The organism is Pseudoalteromonas sp. Of7M-16 (assembly GCF_022347805.1).
In the GTDB taxonomy this organism is placed as follows: domain Bacteria; phylum Pseudomonadota; class Gammaproteobacteria; order Enterobacterales; family Alteromonadaceae; genus Pseudoalteromonas; species Pseudoalteromonas luteoviolacea_F.
This window is the reverse complement of record NZ_JAKRFY010000043.1, coordinates 1-17,710: the sequence shown is the minus strand read 5'-3', so window position 1 is coordinate 17,710 and position 17,710 is coordinate 1. Positions and strand designations below refer to the sequence as shown.

General features: G+C 39.9%; 11 protein-coding genes. 1 reads left to right on the top strand and 10 read right to left on the bottom strand.

Annotation, left to right across the window (positions count from 1 at the left end; all coding sequences use genetic code 11):
- Positions 1 to 666 precede the first annotated feature (666 nt).
- Positions 667 to 2,154: a DUF6035 family protein gene (locus MHN81_RS27180; RefSeq protein WP_239427292.1), complete on the top strand. Its 1,488-nt coding sequence runs from the start codon at positions 667 to 669 to the stop codon at positions 2,152 to 2,154.
- Positions 2,155 to 2,765: 611 nt separating this feature from the next.
- On the opposite strand, the gene cas6f is transcribed toward MHN81_RS27180, so the two are convergent.
- The 10 genes from cas6f to MHN81_RS27130 all read right to left on the bottom strand — a co-directional run.
- Positions 2,766 to 3,359 (bottom strand): type I-F CRISPR-associated endoribonuclease Cas6/Csy4, encoded by a 594-nt coding sequence (gene cas6f, locus MHN81_RS27175; RefSeq protein ID WP_239427291.1) that lies wholly within the window; start codon positions 3,357 to 3,359, stop codon positions 2,766 to 2,768.
- A complete protein-coding gene (gene csy3, locus MHN81_RS27170) occupies positions 3,356 to 4,378 on the bottom strand; it encodes a type I-F CRISPR-associated protein Csy3 (protein WP_239427290.1) in 1,023 nt (340 codons plus the stop codon). The genes cas6f and csy3 overlap by 4 nt, the downstream gene beginning before the upstream one ends.
- Positions 4,378 to 6,429: a type I-F CRISPR-associated protein Csy2 gene (locus tag MHN81_RS27165; RefSeq protein ID WP_239427289.1), complete on the bottom strand. Its 2,052-nt coding sequence runs from the start codon at positions 6,427 to 6,429 to the stop codon at positions 4,378 to 4,380. Before MHN81_RS27165 ends, csy3 begins: the two co-directional genes overlap by 1 nt.
- Positions 6,430 to 6,432: 3 nt before the next feature.
- A complete protein-coding gene (locus MHN81_RS27160; RefSeq protein ID WP_239427288.1) occupies positions 6,433 to 7,611 on the bottom strand; it encodes a TniQ family protein in 1,179 nt (392 codons plus the stop codon).
- A gap of 74 nt (positions 7,612 to 7,685) precedes the next feature.
- Positions 7,686 to 10,364 (bottom strand): ATP-binding protein, encoded by a 2,679-nt coding sequence (locus tag MHN81_RS27155; protein ID WP_239427287.1) that lies wholly within the window; start codon positions 10,362 to 10,364, stop codon positions 7,686 to 7,688.
- Positions 10,365 to 10,375: 11 nt separating this feature from the next.
- A complete protein-coding gene (locus MHN81_RS27150; protein WP_239427286.1) occupies positions 10,376 to 10,678 on the bottom strand; it encodes a helix-turn-helix transcriptional regulator in 303 nt (100 codons plus the stop codon).
- 202 nt (positions 10,679 to 10,880) lie between these two features.
- Positions 10,881 to 12,731: a UvrD-helicase domain-containing protein gene (locus tag MHN81_RS27145; RefSeq protein WP_239427285.1), complete on the bottom strand. Its 1,851-nt coding sequence runs from the start codon at positions 12,729 to 12,731 to the stop codon at positions 10,881 to 10,883.
- Positions 12,721 to 15,015, bottom strand: a complete 2,295-nt coding sequence (locus MHN81_RS27140) for an AAA family ATPase (protein WP_239427284.1) — start codon at positions 15,013 to 15,015, stop codon at positions 12,721 to 12,723. Before MHN81_RS27140 ends, MHN81_RS27145 begins: the two co-directional genes overlap by 11 nt.
- Positions 15,016 to 15,106: 91 nt before the next feature.
- Positions 15,107 to 16,120 carry a TniB family NTP-binding protein gene (locus tag MHN81_RS27135; protein WP_239427283.1) on the bottom strand — a complete coding sequence of 338 codons (1,014 nt, stop codon included), beginning with the start codon at positions 16,118 to 16,120 and terminating at the stop codon, positions 15,107 to 15,109.
- Between the two features lie 2 nt (positions 16,121 to 16,122).
- The coding region (locus tag MHN81_RS27130; protein ID WP_239427282.1) for a Mu transposase C-terminal domain-containing protein at positions 16,123 to 17,710 on the bottom strand (1,588 nt) is incomplete at its 5' end.

Genomic DNA, 17,710 nt, shown 5'->3' with positions numbered 1-17,710 from the left:
GTCTGGCTAAACACCCGACTAGACGTATTCGTCCTGAGCTAAAGAGCCTTTTAATTATACAGTAAGTTTATGGCACTATTCAATTTCTCATCCGTAACTCTAATACAGGACACCAAGTTAAGCGATTTTTCATACCTGTGGTTATTCGTTAATTACTAATTTAGCAAAGTCACAGGCACACCTTTGTCCAGCAACCAGCTTGTGCAATCGTCCATCTTTCGCTCTTTTCCGAAGTTCAGGTAAGTGCCATACGCGGATATTGGTTCGATTAAAGAAGAATATCAACGACTTTGAATCTAAAAGTCATAAGAATGTTCACTGTATATGAGGCAATTAGAAGAACCGGTTTTTGGATCTTGAGGGCGTTGCACATTGCAAGGCCTAATCCCTAGACTCATTTCTGGAAGCTTAAGGCCAAACTATACGCTTAGTGCACTCTCTATGCGCAGAACGTTTAGCTATCATGCATACAAGCAAGGAACCGACATAAATGTATTTCAAAGGTTGTATAGCCAGCGATTCAGTCAAAAAGTCTACCTAAACATTGAGATAAGTATTTAATTTAGCTTCAATTTAGTTTATTTTTTTAATCTTAATAATGTGCTTTGTACATGTACAACACTTTATAACACGAATACAGCAAACTTATAGAAAGGATTTCTAGAGATGGAAAAGCGACATCAGATCCCCATTGTCATAGACACATGGGAAGAGGAATCACTATGGGTTGATTCCTTTGACTTCATATATGAACAAGCTGAGCTACAAGGCTTTAGGACCAATAAAAAGTTTACAAATAGGTTTGCTTGTCAGAACTGTAAAAATCCAGTCTTTCTTAAGGCGTTAGCAGACGAAAGTAGACTACACGGTCACCACTATTACTTCAGTCATCATAAAGACGCTGTATGTCCATGGAAATCAGACTCTACTACTGTTGCAGAGATCTATGCAGGCGTTGAAGAAGGCCGTTTGCACTTAGAAACAAAGCGCTCACTTGCAAATACATTAAAGCAATTAGAGCACTGGCAAATTATAGACATAGACAAAAAGTTTATATTCAGTGCTGATAAACTCAATCGGGCCAAACCAGACTTACACGCGCAGTATAAGGGTAAAGATGTTGTTTTTGAGGTGCAGTTAAGAAGTGAGTCCCCAAAAGTTGTAATGAAGCGCCAAGAGTTTTACAAAAATAAAGGTTTTCAACTCATTTGGTTAAGTGCAACCAAAGACAATATATTTGTCGATGAGGATAAAGGTTTTGTTAAGCAGGTCCACAAAGATATTGCGTTTTGCAATCGCGGAAACTGGTTTATCTTTGATGCCATACAAGCTGAAAAGTCAGTAAAAAAAGGCCAGCTTCAGTTAATAGCGATGGTTTGGGAGTCTTACTTGAAGCTTGATTCTAAGAGGATTAAATATGACTGGAATGAATATAAAATTGATTACGCTCAGCTCACATATGAAGACGGTGAAACTTTCTATAAGGATTTCTTTGCGATAAACAAAGCGCATAAGGATAGGCTACGAGATTTGGGACGTAAAACCTTACAAGAAAATATTCGTGAATATAGAGTACATAATTGGAATGAGTTTTTAAAAGCTGCAAAAAGTGAATGGCCTTCTTTAGAAGTTGACCACGAACGAAAGTGGCTAAAAGCGCTTTTTAAAATTGACTATGAATCGCGTGAACTTGAAGTAAAACGTAAAGTATTAGAAGTAGTGAGACATTATTCAAATCAAGGTGAACAATTTTATCAACGGTGGAGTGAATTAGAAAACAAATTAGCTAAAGTTGACAGCTTTGGCGTTAGTCGAAATATGAATCTGCAAGTAGTTGAAAAGGTTCTGCTAATTTTAGGGTACGATTTAACAAGCCATTTAAATACTAAGAATAAATCTCACTGTAGAGCTGTTCACAACTTTTTTGATTACGGCTCGTTTATTCCGTATCAGTCTCTTTGCCTAAAAGCTATAGAGCTTAGCCCTCTGAAAGATGAAATTCTCGCAGACGAAAATGTATTAAAGCGCCTTCATATGCCTTTAAAGATAGACTGTGAAGAGGAAAACAAGAGTATACACGGCTTTTTGGGGTGGTTTGCGTCAGAGCCACGCCTTAAAGATGTTGAACTTGTTTATGAACAAGTTGAGGCGTAGATTTTTCTTGAGTTTAAGGGCAACCCATTACAACAGAATATAAAATCTGTGCTGAAAACCAATTTTACAATGTCCTTTTTTCGCTTATTTTAGCTCCTCATGAAGAGCTTCTGTGGGTCTAAAATATGCCATATTCTGGCATTGGTCGATTAAAAAAGAATATCGGCGGTTCGAGTTCCAGAGGATGTAAAAAAGCCCCAGTAAATTCTGTGGCTTTTGAATTAGACTCTGCCTTTTCGGCAGTTATATGTCATTAGATGTGGAGGTTTACTTCCTGACCTAATTTCAGCTGCCTACTCGGCAGAACATAAACGGGTCGAATTCGACCTGTTTAAAATCGGATTTACAACTACCTATGCGGCAGGTCACTATATTTCAATCCAGCCGTCTTTAGCAGACCAATTTCCAGCTGCCTATAAGGCAGGTCACAAATTTCTTTGAGTGAAAGTTTTGTTTTTTCAATTTCCAGCTGCCTATACGGCAGGTCACTATTAAAGTTAGCTTAAAAGTTGATTAATTCCATACAATTGAACCTCATTTCAGTAAATAACCCTTGTTTCATAACCTGCCCTTAACTCTTTGATATACAGCGCTCTGAAAACTGTCAAAATTTAAAAGGCTAGCAGCGGAACACTCCCTTTGTGTTCTTCATTTGTTGCAAAGCCATAACTGTTGTATGTGTTTTGTATTGAGTCTGTTGACTCTAACCTTAAGTGCAGTAAAAAGTCGTTTTGATTGCTTTTACTGGCGATGGGGATTTTATGAAATGTGCTAATTTCCATATCTTTCGGCACGTACTGTGGTATGTACTCCTCACCTCTGGCTTCGGCTCTGCGTTTTGCGCGTTCCATTCGGCGGCGCTTTTCACCCATACATAACTTACCTAAGCTTTGGTCGCGGATAATGCGAATTTCAGTGGCATCAGTTGGTACAGGCTTTATATCAGACATTTCAAACAGCTTATCGTGGGCCATCATTTCAAAGTAGTTTTGCTGGCTTAGGCTTTTAAGTGTGGCTTTATCTTCACTCACAAAAGCTATCTGATTGCCTAGATGTTTGTCGGTCCATTTAGGGAAGCTTACACCAATGTGGTTGCAGCTTCGTTTGTTCATAAAACCGTGCAATATGCCAATGCAGCGGCCTGCTAATAGGGTTACATCACAATTTGTTGGTAGGTAAGTAATAACGAAATATGATCGGCTCATTCTTTGGTCCTTTGGAATAACCCGCCTTTGATCAGAACTGCTGCGGTGTAATGAATATTGCAGGCTTGCTCTTGGTTTTTTAGCCCATTTTGCTCCATTTCTTTTACGTATAGCGCCACTTTTTGTAGCAGTGAATAAAAGTCTAGATGGTTGCTTGGCCTCCGTCTGGCAATCACGTTTTTGTAGTCAGCGCCGTATTCATGAATTCTCAATCGCTTGTTCGTATCTTCATCATACCAGTCATCAATCATTTGAATGGCAGCTCCCACCTTTTGAGAATGAAAACAGGCCGCGTCTTTATCAGCGATTTGAGTGTAAGCGTAAGTTCTTGCGACATCATCGTTTTCTGCGAATGATTGGCTTGGATAAATCTCCTGACCAAAATAGGTATCGAGCTTGGCCGTTACTTCTAAAAAGCAAAAACTGTAAGGGTCTTCTAACCCTGTTTGTATCACTTCTGTAAGCGTATGTAAGGCATCTACAGTTTCACGCCAATTGCCATCCCAGCGTAACCGATTTGCTTTGGTGATGCTGATAGAGTCAAAACCCTCGCCAATTATCTCTAAATCCACATTTGGCGATGTTTTGTTTCGCCATAGCCATTCGCACATGAGAATATTTTTAGCATAGCGCTTTGCCAACTCCCTAAAGCCACCATGCTGCTTGTAGGTGTTCATAAAACGTGTGAGCCAGTAACTTACTTTTGGCTCCCCACATACATTGGGCTCAAGGCTATTTGCTTCTACTCTGAGTGAAAATCGGCAATATAGTTGCTTTACTGTAGGCGGTACGTAGCACAACTCTATCGTATGTGGATTTCCAAAGGCCAAGTCTTGTGGTGCTAGCTCTTTTAATGTTGCTTCATTTTTATAGGCTTCGGCGAAGCCTGACTTTTGACCCCGGATTTTTTGCCGCTCAATTTGTAGTGGCTCAAAGTCACTTTCGGGGGTTTTATAAAAGAACACCGCCTTACCTGGCGAGAGTGAGCGGGTGTATGAGAGCTGGCGCGGGAGTTTCATTAGTCGTACTCAAACTTGGCTTTTTTCATAAGCATAGATGCTTTTTTGCAATGCATGGCCCAAAACCCATGATTAAAAAAATGCCGAGCACCAGATAACCGAACCGTGACCGCATCTACACATTCAAGCAACCCAATAACTGGCTCAACATAGCAGTGTAACTGAGTAATTGCGCCTTGCCTTGGCTTTGGTTCTTCAAGGGCTAAGTAACCCAGTGCAGCTGGCCGCATGGTAGGTCGTAGTGTTAACTGCTCAGCCAGTTCTTCAAAACATCTCACTTCAACCGACGTTGGATATAGCCACGAACCACCTCTGGGCAACGCGCGAATACGCTCAAACAACTCTAGCGGTTTTGAGTAAACTTGGCACCAATCAATTTGTTCATATAACGATGGCGGATGAAGCGTACCACCCGCATAACGCGATGGAAATGCCGCCTTGAGTAGATTCTCAGACAAGTCGTTTGCAACAGACTGATTGTCGGTTTGCACCCTAAATACCAAATCAAAACATATATCACACTTGGGGATTTGCATAATTGCCGAACGCAGCGGCACACGCTTTTGTCCTTCTTTTTTAAGTCTGTTAGGCTCTGGTAGCTGTTTGTTGTCATGCAATTGATACGAGCGAACATACGCAGCTACACCAATCACATGTATGCTACTACCTAACAGCTTTTGCAGCTTGCGTTGAAATTGATGCCCCAAACCTTCAAGCGCGGTGACTGACGGTATACCCACTAAGTATGGGTTCGGCATTGCTTCAGCATTGTAAACACGTAAATTTTGGCAATGCACATACTGCATATGCTCCGCCTCAAATTCGTCCTCTTGGTCGCTTTGATGTGACAGTACGTAGCTAAGTTGCGCTTTTAAAATAGGCATTAGTTCTGGGTGATAAGCATACCGTTTTAAATATTTAAGCCCGCTCATTTGCCTGTTTAGCTCTTGGCTTAAAACAAGCTCTAATTGCGCATATTCACCTGCGGCTAAGAGCTGAACCAACTCTGAGTCTGAATCGCTTATCTCCCCACTCTGCCCCAATTTCATGAGCTTTTCTAACCATCCATAAAATGCTGTTCGTAACCCCTTAATTGCAGCAATACGTGCCAAGCGCTTTTGCCTAAGCGTATTAAACAGCTTTGACTTTGATAGCACCAGAAAAGCCTCAGTCACTGCTTTGTTATTTAACGCCGCCACATTAAAAAGCCGTTGCTCGTCTTGGCTGTAGTAGTCATTAACGGTTGTCGCACTGTAAGTTTTGGCAAAGTATTTAAGTACGTTCACTCTGCCGCCCAATGCGCTTGGCAGCTCTCCCACATTTGCAGGGCGATTGTGCTCTATGACACTTCGTTTAACTAGACCATTGCGCGTCGCTGTTTGTAGCGCCGCTAAAACTGCATGGCTCACAACGGGGGAAACGCTCAAATATCCCTCCGCGGTTGGAATAAGTAACTGAGGAGTATAGTTACTTACTTTTTCTGGGAGTTCTTCACTAGGGAGCTGCGCAGCTATTTGTTCGCACACTGTAATCACGTCCCTTTTTAACAAGCCTAACGCTCTAAATTGTGCTACCCAAAAATCCTCTTGTTTTGCAAGCAACTGTGCTAAACACACGTATTCACCACTCCAAGCAAAACCTGTTAAAAACAACTTAGCGTGATTGATTTTAGCGCTGTCGTGCGACCAACCTACTTGTTTTGGGTAGCTAGCACTACTGAGAACCCCGCACCCATCATCAACAACTTGAGCTAATAGCCTTTGATGACTAACGCGAATGTCTGGATATTTTAAATTGTGGGTGTGATACCACTTAACTTCAGCTATACACGTTTTAAGGTGCTGCTCATCTTGCAGTGCCGCTTTGGCAGCCCTAACACTCGTTATGTCTTTAAGGTCTTTTCGCTTGTAAGTGAGGTTTATTAAAATCACCAACGCTTGAGGTTCATTGCCTGTGATATCAACATGCTCGGTGTATGGCGCAAATGCGACTCGAAGCGCTTGGGTGAGGTCCTTGCTTGGGGTATTTTGAAATAACTCGTTTAGTTTCATTGATCACCATGGCGGCACAAATTGTTGTTGGTGTGTAGGTATATTCGGTGCGAAAGACTGCTGAAGTTCAATAACCAGCCTGAGGTAAAATACATTGTCGCTCGGCTTTAAAAATGCATTCTTTTTGGGTGTTTGAGCGACAGCCAAAAAACCCTCTTCATACAACCTAAATACTTGCTCAGTGTTTGTACCAAGGACTACTGCTGCGTCCAGCATTGATAGTAAGAGATCACCCAAGTTTGGGTGCTTTTTCTTTGGGTGTTGCTCAACGAGCTTGGTTAAAAATGTAATGATGCTCTGCTGTACTACGTTGTAACCTTGCGAACCAGCACAAGCGAGCTTGCTGTTTTTAAGCAAGTCGCCGAATACATTGCTAAATGGCGTGTGGTTAAATGGCCTCAGCTGTTTTACTTTGGCAAGTTCAACGGTTTTACTTAGTTCATCTTCAAACCCGTTGGGCCAGTTAGAAAAGTAGCTAACAAACAGCTCACTGAACTCATCGTCATCAAAACTGATAGATTGTCCCTGGCTAAACCAAACCAAAAGTCCAACGAGCTTTGCAGCAGCATTACCTGCAAGCGCATTTGCCAATTTTAAATCTGCTTGGTTTGCCTTTGGGCCTTGCTTGATGGCAGCACCACATTCACACTCAACAAACGCCTCAGACGCTCTGTAATCAATTTCAGCATCACATTGCCCACATATTCTGGTTAATTGCTGATTGTGCTTGTGACAGGCTTTATAGGCTCTTAAATGCCAGAGGTAAGGTATGTGCGTATCTTGCTTTAAACATTCAGTGCAAACAGGTATGCCAGACTTGCGAAGCAACTGACGAGGCACCAATAACCCTTTACGTGAAACCGCCGTGATAGCGCCAAACTGTGTATTGCTGCGAAGCCAACATAAATTAAGCAACCCAGACGCTTCAACCCCTGACAACTGCGCAACCAACCGCAGCGCCCGAACCCGAAAGTTACTTGATTGCGATGCCTTATACACATCAACCGAATGCAACTCGTTTGGAAAAGCCCCCTCCAGGTCGTGATCTTGTGTAACCAGCCAGTCCCACAAAATATCAGCCATATCAGCAAAGCCAAGGTAGCCATTGTCTTGTGACAAACGAAGCAAATAGCTTTCAATGGTTTCGTCGGGATAAGGAGTTGTTTGAGAGAGGAATTGCATTTCAAACCTAAACTAAGGAAAACTTAGTTTAGGTTTAGACTGGGTAAAATGTTTAGTCAATCAAGAATTGGAAATTATCCTATTTTTATGCTTCCAATTAAGTTACGCTGAGCTTTCAATTGTTCCACTAAGTATGGGTAAGTAGTCTCGGCCCTGATTAATAAATTATTAATTTCTTCCTCAGCTTGCGGGACAAAACCACAATAAGCCAAAATAACCGCATATTGAGATTTCACGTCAATTTCTAAGTTAGTGAGCCCTAATTTTCTAACTTGAGAAAGAGCATTATCTTCAAGAGTTTTTTTGGCTAACTCAAAACTCCTAGCTTCTACAAAGTCGTCTGCTAGATTTTGGACAGTTCTTATAAATGACTCATATGCTCCAATCATATGATATAAACGGTATGAATTAAATCTCATCTTAACATTTTCGTCAAATACCAGAATATTAGCAAACAAGTTCATAGCTGTGGCCAAACGTTTTATGTCTGCATCCTTATCATCATACTCCGTCATTTTCTTGTACAAGACATCACTATCTCGGACTTCTTTAAAAATAGCTTCAGATAAGTTAAGAACCTCAAAATACTCATTTATAAGATCATCAAGGATTTCTGCAACATATCGATTTTCAACCCTATGGATAATAGCCTGAGCTGTATTATACTTAAGCACTCGTTGGTAATCTGCTCTTTTAGGGAAAACCTCCTCAACCTCTGCAACTATTTGCATAACCTCTTCAGCTTCAAGATCATTTTTTGAAGCCGCATGTTGTAATTTCTTTACTCCAAAAGAACTAATTTCTCGGTAACCAAAATCATTAGATGCTAACAATTCTTCCATATCCTTTATCAATAATCCTGATTCATCTAACAGCCCTCTATTTACATGATCAAATACCAATGAATCCAAAGCCCAAAACCTAGCCAAAGGCTTTGTACTATCGTCATTAATGATACTATTTAAGTAAAAATGTAAATCTTCTCTAATACCTAATTCAAAAGCCATTTCCTCTGATGTAAAAGCTGTTATGAACTCATAGTCCTTCAATTCAAATATCACTTTTAAATATTGAAAAAGTCTTTGGTTATTTTCTCTATCCGTTATATTTTCACCAATTACCTTCCGGGCAAGCTCTAGAGCTTTCCGCTGCTTAATTTCACCCCAACTTAAAAATTGCTTCTTACCTATAATTTTTATCGAATCATGTATTTTAAAAGACTTATTTGGCTGCTCATTTAAATGACCAAAGGATTTTAGTTTTCTAATTATTTCATTTGAATCAGAGCTATTTAAGTTAAAAAGCTCTTTGAATGATGCTATTATCTCTTCTGCTTTCAATGGTGTATCTACTTTACATAAAAAACAAAAGGGATCTTTAATTTGCGCAGGAAGGCTATCGACTAACTTACCAAGCAAAACTTCTTGTTTGGTTAAATGAAGGTGTTCTAACTGTTCTATTTCCCTATACAACCGGTCTAAATCTGCGTCATACTTTGTGAGAGCCAACTGGATAATACTCATGACAAACAGTGGTGCACCTCCTGTCAAGCTTAATATTCCTTTTATAGCTGAGCTTGTTGAACTACACTTTAAATTCAAAATTATATCTGTAATCGACTCCTCAGACCAACCACCTAAGTGTTCAATTTCAACATCAAGCAAACATTGTAGTTCGCCCAAACTGTCAAAAGGTTGTGTTAGAAGAATAAACTCGATCTTATCTGTCACATCTACCAACTTAGAAACCAAACTTACATCTAATGTATGAACGTTGTCTATAGCAACCAAAAGGCTTGTATCTATCTCATTTAAGTAGTTATTTACTTTTCTAGCTTTCTCTAATTCACTAAAATTTGGAGAGAATATATCTCGAAATATATCATTCTTCCCTTGAAATAACCTATGACCAATTTCTCTAAGGAAAGTACTCATAAAGCGGTCTTTATGAAAATCACTCGCGTCTATGTATAGAACGTCTTTATCTATAACTCTACAAGAATTTGATAGCCAAGCGGTTTTTCCAGCTCCAGAATGACCGCAAATTATACGAATTCTATCTATCATTCTCACATCAGGTTCATTTTCTTGACAAACATAAGGTGTAGGAGGTGCTGGCAACTTATGAACTTGCATCAACTTTTGTTCAAAAAGGTCAGATAAATGTTCAGCTTTAAAAGTATGTTCTGGTTGAAAACTACCACCGCTTGCTGCTTGTACCATAGCAGCAAGCTTCCAAACTAAGGTTTGTGCACAAATTTCACTAAAGGGTAGCTCTGAAGCCTTGCTATGGCACCATTCGAATGCATCTTCTACACTGTCCCAAGGTGGCGGACAAAAATCGGGAAGCTCCTCTAAGTTTTTTTGAGGGGAGAAATAGTTCACATTTTCTGGAAACCCTCCTGAATCAATAAACTCACTAAGATTTTTGCTTGCATCATTATTAGCTATAATCAGGAACTTAGGAGAACCAACTCTCAAGGAGCAATTATACTTGTCTTGAATTTCTTGAAATCGACTTAAAGCTCCATCGATATCCGATTTGATTAGTTTTCTATTTCTAGTTTTAACTTGAATGTAGAGATTTTTATCAGCATCAATCTCTATGTCTTCATCTAGTTCAACCTTAACACTCTTAACTGGACTGCTTTGAGCTAACAACAGACAACCTACTGTATATAAGTGCTGGTATAAAAAGCCGTTGTGAACAGCCTCAATTCTTTTTAGTTGACTTTTATCTATTACCTCAAACAATCCATGCCTTCCTATTTTCCCTGTTCAATGATTCTTTTAAGTTCTTGAATTTTTTCAAAACCTAACTTATTCCAGACAACAATAAATTCAGCTAAAATATTATCATCACAATAAAAATATGCCACAGGCACGTCCAACTCATCAGCAATACGCTTCATGGTTGTAAAGTCTGGTGCATGCTTACCTTTTTCGTACTGGTTCATTCTTGCACTGGCCGTGTTGGGCTCCATACCTAAAGCAATGCCTAGCTGCTGTTGCGTGTAACCAGCAGCTTTGCGGGCTTCTTTTAGGCGTAAAGGCGTTGGTGATTCCATGAGTACCTTAGCTACTAACTTCAATAGCTAAGATTCTCTTAGTATAGCGCCCACTTTGGTACTAAGGAATACTTAGTTCATCTGAATTCACAACTCTAGACATATATGAAAAGGCTCCAAGGTGCCCACTTGTAAGCCTTCTTAATAATTGGAGCTTTCAACTCTAGGATATAATTGTGAAAAAGCGATTGTCACAATTAAACTATATGAGAACAACTTCGTCCTTTTTAAACCATGATTGCAATGCGGTCGCTTCTACTGCCTTGGGGTTTTTAGTATATGCAACTATTGCCAAGCTCTTTTCCGCGCGACTGCAAATCACGTAAAATAATCGTCTAGTTCTCAAAGGGGCTGAGTCTTTACCATCCGCTTCATTTTTTAAGTCATTCGCACTTAGCGGCTCTGCACCCAATAACTTTTCATAGTTAAAGAGAAAACCACCTGCACTTTCATCGTCTAGAATAGCCATTACTCTCTCAAATTCTAGGCCCTTTACACCTTGATGAGTAGCAAAGCTCGACTCTTCACTAATGTAGTTTGAATAACTCTTAACCGCCCTCATTTTTGCTTGAAGAGCATTTCCCCATGCAACATAGGATTTCTCCAAATCTTCTTGCTCTTTTTCAGTAAAATTGCGTATGTCTGCTTCAAGATAGACTTTTAGCTTGTCGGGGGTATCTAATAGCTCACTTTTGTCAAAAACATCAATTACATCACGCAAACTTAAGTCTTCATGTTTCAGTCTCGATTTAAACTCTTCAATCCGTTCATCGGCACTAATTATAAAATCCATTAAATTCTGATTTGATCCACAAAACATTTTAGAACCTAACTTTACAAATCTAGCTATTTCGAAATGGTCATCTTTTATAATCGCTTCAAATAATGGTAAGACTAGATTAACTATGAATTGTAACTCTTGACTGGTTCCGTTTAGCACTGAATCCTTTAAGTCTGCATTTTTAGCCAAAGGGACAAAAAACTCAGCAAAGCCATCTCTATCTGCAGCCATTGCATGCTCAAGAGTCAGACACTTCACATTATGAATGTTTCCCCAATCATCATCGCCAGTAACCTTTCGCATAGATTCTCTAATGCTTGATTCAATATCGAACTTATCTTTTCGTTCAGCATCCACGATAAACAGCCTTACCAATCCATCTGTGGCATTATCTTTTGGTTCTTGCTGCACCTTATCCACATCAAACCTTATAGCATTAATAAGTGTTACAATTCTTTTAGGGCACCTATAGTTTATTAACTTTGCAGGCTGCTCCCAGTCATCTGGTAAACTTGAATCTAGATCCTCTTTCCCCCCGCCATAAATGCGCTGCATCATGTCACCAAACAAACCCAGAGCGAACTTCCTCTTGTAATTTTTCTGAACAATGATAAGTGCATTCATTAAGTGTTTATCTGTATCCTGACTCTCGTCAATCAACAAAACTGGGAATCGATTCGTTAGTAGCTTGTGCATTAACGGGCTATTTGCAATGAACTCGGATGCTATTGCAATAACCTCAGTATGGTTTAATGCGTCTCTTTCAGGTTTTCCCGATGTGGGGCTGTATGTGAATTCAGTAATACTATCTAGTACTTTTAAACGGTTTATCTTGCTGTCTCTGCTTTTAGCATTTTGAACTGCCGTTTTGCCATTAGGATCACGTGCTTTTCCAATTTTCTCATCGAGCTCTCTAATTTGAACCGTTAACCTATTTTTAAGGAACTCTCTAATATCCTGAGTAAACGGCTTGATCAAATCCCAAGCAAAACTGTGTATGGTTGATACTTTAAAGGCAGGGTCGAATTGAAGTCGATGTTTAATTTCATCACATGCGGCATTCGTATAAGTTATAACCGCAATTTTCGCACCTATGTCGATATAACGGTGTAAATCATTCTGTTTAACATGCTCTAGAACATTCACCAAAGTTCTCGTTTTTCCCGACCCTGCACCAGCAAACAGCAAAAAACTTGTGGGTGAATCTAAGTTAAGATAACGATATATTTCCTTGTCGACGTCTTCAAAGTGCAGAGGGAAGTTATTGTCCACTGAGCGTTTCCTCGATTACTAGCTGTTCAGTTACGAAATCTCTACTCGCCTTATGTAGTTCATTTTGAAGCCACTCCAGCCCCTCTAAAACATATTGAGGTATTAATAACTCGCTAGGATCAATATCATAAATAATATCCAGAGCCATTTGAGCTTTCCCTTTATTGTCTAGAGCTTTATACATAGCTTCTGCACATTTCTCTAAAGTATCCATCTCACAGGCGTCTTTCATTTTCTTCATCATACCCGTGGGCTTTGTTAGCTTCTTTAGTAACTCTATATTAGTAAGGGCAAGCGAATCTTCAAATGTATAAGGAATCGCTTTTCCTTCTTGCTTATGGTTATATTTGACTTCAATATCATATTGATATGCAGCTCTTGCATTCCCTAGTACTTTGCTTTCGGAGCCTAGATCAAGAATTTCGTCCAAAGATTCCGTATTGAGATTGAACCACTGCTTCAGCGTACTACTTCCTGAACGTTGACCTTTTCCTCGTTGTGGCTGAGTAGAGCTATTATTTGACTCTGGATCCGTTGCATCAGTATCAGTTATCACCAGTGTCGGCAGGCCTAGAGCATCAATCAAAGGCTTTAACCTTTGAGCATGTGCACCACCGACTTCAAGAATGGAGATATAACTTCTGTTTAAGCCAAACTGTCCATCAAATTTATGACGAATAAAATGTGGTAGTAACATCCTTTCAGCTGCACCTTCGACCAAAATAACTCCATTAGCAAAAAACAAATCACAATGTGTTGTTTTAAGGTAACGAGTTACAAATTTTGCAGTTAGTTCACTATCATTATCTCGTTTCCTTGGATTGCCAAATACATTTGAAAACCCTATCACTTCAGCCCTTGGTGACCTGTTAAGCTCAGTCGAAGGGTGACGCTTGAAATATCTAAGTTTTTCAAAACCAACTTCATGTGCAATGTAACTGGAGTGGCTGCTGACAACTAACTGGGTATTAAATGGTGCTAAAACTCCTTTTTGTAGTACTTCAAAAGCTTTGCGAATAAACACTTGTTGGACCTGTGCATGCAAATGTGCTTCTGGCTCCTCTATGAGTACTAAGTGTAGTGGTTCTTTGGCAATATCATCCTCAGTTCTGCGCTTTTCCGCTTTTCCTTTTCTCATCCAATTATCTCTGAACCCAATAAGTTTAAAGATCATATAAATGAGATTTTTATAACCAAGTCCATAGTAGCTTTCTGGCAGAGCTAGCTCTCTAATTTGATCTTTGTCCGATTTCTGGATATCAAATATAACGGTTGCATTGTGAGCAAGGTGCTCAACTGGACCAGTGTTACTAGAAAGAAATATATCAGGGTCATTAAAACCAGGGTAACCAAGTCCTTTAAGCTCACCTAGAGCATCATTGAATGCCTCATTTAATTTACTATCAAAGATAGTCTTTGCATTGTCTATAGCTTCTAAGGCTTCGATATCTTCTTTCTCAGGATAGTCTGATGGATTTAGATGTCTGCTGTAATACTGGTTTAGTTGAGATGATAGGCTGCTAGGCCCCTTTAAATTGTTACTAGCATGAGGATCTGAAAACCCCCGCTGAGCTTCAATCACATTAACATTGAATAAGCCATGAAATGGATATGCATTCAAAGGTATTTGGTCCTCCGAAAGCTTTTGAGGAATTAGATTTTCTTCTGCAACTGTTGGGTCCAACAGATAAGCTTTAACGTCAAAATAAGAGTTCATCTTCTTATCAAGGTATTCCCTCATATCCCTAGGCCAAAGTTCTAACTTCTTAACTCCCTCTTTTGGCTTTAACTCCTCAGTTACTAATAATGCAGCATTATATTCTTGCAAGAAATCATGCATTAAGCTTTCTATTGATTTTGGTTGATAAATCAACCTTACTCCCAAGAGTCCTCCCCTCCACTTCAAAGTGGGCACCAAGTGGCTTACTCTGTGAATTTCATCAACATCCACTTTCAGCCATATATCTAGGCTTGGGCAAAATGGCTGCCACTCATGTAGAGAATTGCCAGAAACGTTATCAGGATCAGACCAAGATTTTGCATAGCCGTTCAGAGTCGACCAATTACACAAAGTAAAGTCCGTCGTTGCAAATCGCCTTTGACTACCTATCTCACTACTTTCCTTGCTTTTTACTCTTTGGTCCAGAAAACCAATTAAGGCATCAATAGCAGATGTCTTGCCGCTGTTATTCGCCCCTACAAATATAGTTTCATCATTACCAAGATAAATACGAGTAGACTTTAACTTTCGGTAATTCTGAATATCTATGAATTCAATTTTCATCTTTAATTCCCTGATAACAATTTGCAGACTGCTGCCACTATCAAGCTATAATGCCTTAAAAGAAACCTTTTATAAACATGACATTTACAACTCACTTCTTCAACAACTGCACCAGTGGCACTTTCTTACAAAACTGGGTATCTATAAATGGGTCTTCATCTTGAGGTCCATCGGGTTTAAACGTGGAATACTGTTCCACCTCACAGCCTTGAATTTTATTAACATTCATCTCAAATACATTGTCGAGTTCTGGCCGCCATGCCTTAAATGCGGAACTTAAATATTGCTTGTTGAGCGTTACTGCATCACAGATGAGTGCTTCAGTGAGAGCTGAGTCTAAGAAGTTTTTCAGCTTTCGAAGGCAGCCATTTGAAATGGCAAAAAGCGATAATGCAATATCCAAATCCTCGAAATGGGGTTTATCTGAAAATGGCAGTCGATTTGCAAACCCTTTAAGCACTCGAATAAACAGTTGCAGGTCTTCTTTTTTTGAAATTTTAAAGTAAGGAATAAAGCGGCGAATAAAGATACGCGATGACCACTGAGGCTCATCGGCTATTTGGTCTATCCAGGGCATACCGACTAATACAATGGAAATCCCCGCTTTTTCATTGATATATTTAAACTGATTCGCAATGTCTCGGCGCTTTTTACCTAGATTGTTCTCAACAAGCTCTTGAAACTCACCAATAATAATTAGCTCTGTACCTGAACGCTTTAATTGCTCAACTAAACTTTCAGCCAACGCTATTTCATTGCCATGTTTAAGTCGTTTGCTAGATTTAGCACCAAACTGTCCTAGGTCGTGTAGCAACTGCTTTAAAGTGGATTCAATTGATGGGTTACTCGGTATGCGGCTCAGCAGTACAGGTACTTTTCGCCTACCATCAGCAAAGTGCGGAGGGTTGTTATCGTAATAGTGTTTAATCAATGCCGATTTACCACACCCAGTATCACCACTTAACATCATGCACGGCTTTTCACCTGCAAGGTCATGATGCAATCGCAGTTTGTCGAAATCGTTTATGATGGTCTTTGGTATGGTGTATTCAATAAACACAGATTTGAATTGATTGAGCTTTGCCTTTTTAGCCTCAGTTAGCATTACTAAAACGCCTCAAGCTCTGATACAAAGTCATCCCAGTTATCGTCGTCTTTTTTAGTATTAGCGGGAGTTGACTCAGCTTGTTTTGCCTCTGGTATTGTCGCAATGGATTTGACTTGGGTATTATCAACGCCCTGCGCCCGAGCAATCGCTTTGGTGCCAGTGACTTTGGTTTTCGACCCTACGTTTTTAAGCTGTCGCGCTTCTTCTTTCACTCGCTCATCAATAAATTGCCGCGCCTTGGCAAGCCCCAATAGATCTACTTTGCCTTGAATGTAGTCCCTGTGAAACTTAAGATGGATTTTATGCCTGATCAGAGACAAGCCAATTGTGTAGCCCTCTGAGTCAATGCTTGGCACTTTTATATAGTGCTCTAACGCATCTAGGTAGACGTATACATACGACAGATCATCTGGGTTTATTTTAACCTTAACCTTTATGCTCTTTTTGGGGCTGTATCGCTTGCGGTATAAAGAGAGTTCGTCACTGTCATAGTTAATATGTAGATTTTTAATGCCTCCTTTGCGCAATGTTTTCTCTTTCGCCATGCACATAACAACATCAAGCTTATCTGTATCTTGCTTTGTAAGCTGAGCAGGAGGCAGTAGAGCAAACCCTTTGTTCCAGTCTTCATAGGGAATGTATCTAAATCTCGCATCAGCGGATTGATGATAAACATCTACAATCCACTTATGAAACAACACGGTAAAGGTGCCAAATCGCAATATGGCATCTTTTTTCGGGTTATAATCGTGCCTTGCGAGCATGTTTGAGAATGTTTTACCGGGGAATGGCGAAAGCATCATTTCGTTAATGGTTTTAAAAAACTGCTCAACAAAGGGCTTTAGCCAAGGTTTGCCAACAGGATTATAGCTAATATTTATCCCAACCTCTTCACAAGCAAGCTCTAATGACTGACACCAAAATTCGGCACCATTATCAACCACTAAAGTTTCTATCTTCCCACAACACGGCCATTCATTGACGACTTCTGGATAGGTACTTTTAAGATAGCTTTTTGGCTTCATCGCATGACTTATCGCTCTGCGCACAGCATCGTAACCAGGACTCTGAAAACCAAGGTAAAAGCCAACAACGCAGTGGCTATAAACATCAATGAGCAAGGTTAAGGTTGGTCTTCCTAATGGCACATCAAGTTCATCGTCCAATAGAATGAGATCCAGTGGTGTATGGTCTATTTCAACACGCTCAAGCACTCTAGTGGGCCTTTTATGGCTCATCACTTTGTTGTATTCAATGTCGGCTAAGCGTTTACCATAGCGTTCAAGCATCACCTCATACTGGGGCAAGTTATCAATGCGGTTTTTAAACGCTTTATAGGTAAGTGGTTTTAGTGGCTCACCTAACACTTTGTCATTTTCTAAAACGATTTGGTCGCAATAAAAACGGTGTGCTGATGCTGCATTCGGGATCTCTTTAGTCAGATAGCGCGTTAGAGCCAGTTCAAAGAACTTGTCTGTATCGGTGCGGGCTTGGCGGTTGCCCTTGCGATGATGCTTTGGGATCAAAGCATGAATGTCTTCTTCGGCTTTGATATAGTCCGCGTGCCAACCAGCAACTGTACGCCAC

What these genes read in the sequence shown, in the direction of transcription:
- csy3 (WP_239427290.1), bottom strand. Translation starts at nt 4,378, where the DNA reads ATGAAACTCCCGCGCCAGCTCTCATACACCCGCTCACTCTCGCCAGGT.
- MHN81_RS27160 (WP_239427288.1), bottom strand. Translation starts at nt 7,611, where the DNA reads ATGCAATTCCTCTCTCAAACAACTCCTTATCCCGACGAAACCATTGAA.
- cas6f (WP_239427291.1), bottom strand. Translation starts at nt 3,359, where the DNA reads ATGAGCCGATCATATTTCGTTATTACTTACCTACCAACAAATTGTGAT.
- MHN81_RS27180 (WP_239427292.1), top strand. Translation starts at nt 667, where the DNA reads ATGGAAAAGCGACATCAGATCCCCATTGTCATAGACACATGGGAAGAG.
- MHN81_RS27165 (WP_239427289.1), bottom strand. Translation starts at nt 6,429, where the DNA reads ATGAAACTAAACGAGTTATTTCAAAATACCCCAAGCAAGGACCTCACC.
- MHN81_RS27140 (WP_239427284.1), bottom strand. Translation starts at nt 15,015, where the DNA reads ATGAAAATTGAATTCATAGATATTCAGAATTACCGAAAGTTAAAGTCT.
- MHN81_RS27135 (WP_239427283.1), bottom strand. Translation starts at nt 16,120, where the DNA reads ATGCTAACTGAGGCTAAAAAGGCAAAGCTCAATCAATTCAAATCTGTG.
- MHN81_RS27150 (WP_239427286.1), bottom strand. Translation starts at nt 10,678, where the DNA reads ATGGAATCACCAACGCCTTTACGCCTAAAAGAAGCCCGCAAAGCTGCT.